Origin of the sequence: Streptomyces sp. NPDC002130 (genome assembly GCF_040296465.1) — a bacterium.
Taxonomy (GTDB): Bacteria; Actinomycetota; Actinomycetes; order Streptomycetales; family Streptomycetaceae; genus Streptomyces.
The window spans coordinates 1-1,514 of the sequence record NZ_JBEOXI010000783.1; the positions used below are offsets into that span (position 1 = coordinate 1).

Annotated in this window: 1 pseudogene; it reads left to right on the forward strand. The window is 63.5% G+C overall.

What is annotated here, in order from left to right:
- Positions 1-1,227 precede the first annotated feature (1,227 nt).
- Positions 1,228-1,514: pseudogene (locus tag ABT116_RS45490) on the forward strand (hypothetical protein); the annotation flags it as partial.

Below are 1,514 nucleotides of genomic sequence, written 5' to 3' on the forward strand. Positions count from 1 at the left end.
CAGCGAGCACTGTGCCATCAAGTATCGCTCTTGGCATTTTTTCCTCTCGTGCAAATGTTCAGGGTTTGAATAAAGCATACATAGGGCCGTACCGCATGGATCTCACCTGCGATGAGCGCAGGCGGTGCGGTCGGTGGCCGATTGGCGCTGGTGGGCGGCGGCGGTACGGATCTGTGGGTCCGCGAACGCGGCCCGTCCTGCCCCGCACATGGTGGTCGTGTTGACGGACGGGGATACGCTGCGGCCGGATCGGCCGGCGCGGGCGCATCCGGTGTGCGCGGGATCGGTAACGACGGTGCGCTGGCGCGGAACCCGGAGCGGGCGTCGCGTGTGCAGATCCCGGTCGGTGGCGCGTGAACGCGGTGAGCGGTGACCTGTTGCGGTACGCGCAGTAGGTGTTGACCGGAACTTCTCCCGCGCCGGACCGGGTGGCGAGCGTGGTCGCCCGTACCGGCGAGGATGCGGCGGCGCGGGCATTGATGCCGGGGCGGTGTCACCGCACACGATGCGTGCTGGTGGCCGGTACTGGCGGCTCTACCGAAGTCGGCGGTCCTGGCTTTCGACGGGGCAGACGCCCGGCCCTTCCCGCCCGCGAAGTGCCGTTGAACGTACTCATAGCAGGCGCAGAGGAATAACGCCGGCACCGGCCGGAAGTAGGTAAATAGCCAGTTCAGAGAGCTTTTCCAGGAAAGGTTTGATTCGTCATGCGCATTACTGCCTCGTCGTCGGATTTTGCTGTCCCTTCCGGCCCGGTCCCGTCACCGCCGCGCCCGCCCGCTCCGTTGCTGACGGGGCGGGCGGGGTCGGAAATCCCGCGGCGCCGAACGCACAGTGAGTGTCTAAACTCGTCGCGGGAGTCCAGAGCAGCCGCGCCGAGATCGAAGCCCGTTGCCACAGCAGGGATCTGGAAGGATCACGAAGTCGTCCATGTAACCAGAGCATTTCATTCGGCGTACGCGAGGTGCCCAATTAGCACGCACGTTGCCGAGGTTGGACAGTGGAGTCTCATTCTGTCACCGATAGCCACGTTATCGAGTGACCCATCCCCGCAAGTTACTGGGCTGCTGCGCAGTTTGGCCAATGAGCCTGTCGGAATTGCGCCATCGGGAGAGTATCGGGCGCGGCTCGCTAGATGGCACTGTCATCAGCCAAGCACGTAAGTTCTGCAATGCGACGTCCGACGCGTGGACGAACTTGCCTGAATTTGAGAAGTGAGATGGCCTTCGAATGTCGACGACTACCGAGTCCAGACTGGGAAATCTGCCCAATGAAATCACCAGCTTCGTGGGGCGGCGCGTCGAGGTCTCCGAAACCAAGAGACTGCTGTCACTCAGTCGATTGACGACGCTTACAGGAGAAGGCGGGGTGGGAAAGTCTCGTATCGCGCAGCAAGTGGCTGGTCAGGTAGCGCGCGCATTCGATGACGGGGTATGGCTGGTAGAACTCAGCGGCCACGGACACGGCCCGGGCGGCGCCGACGGCGTCATCGGCATCGCCCCCGAGGCGAAGATCCT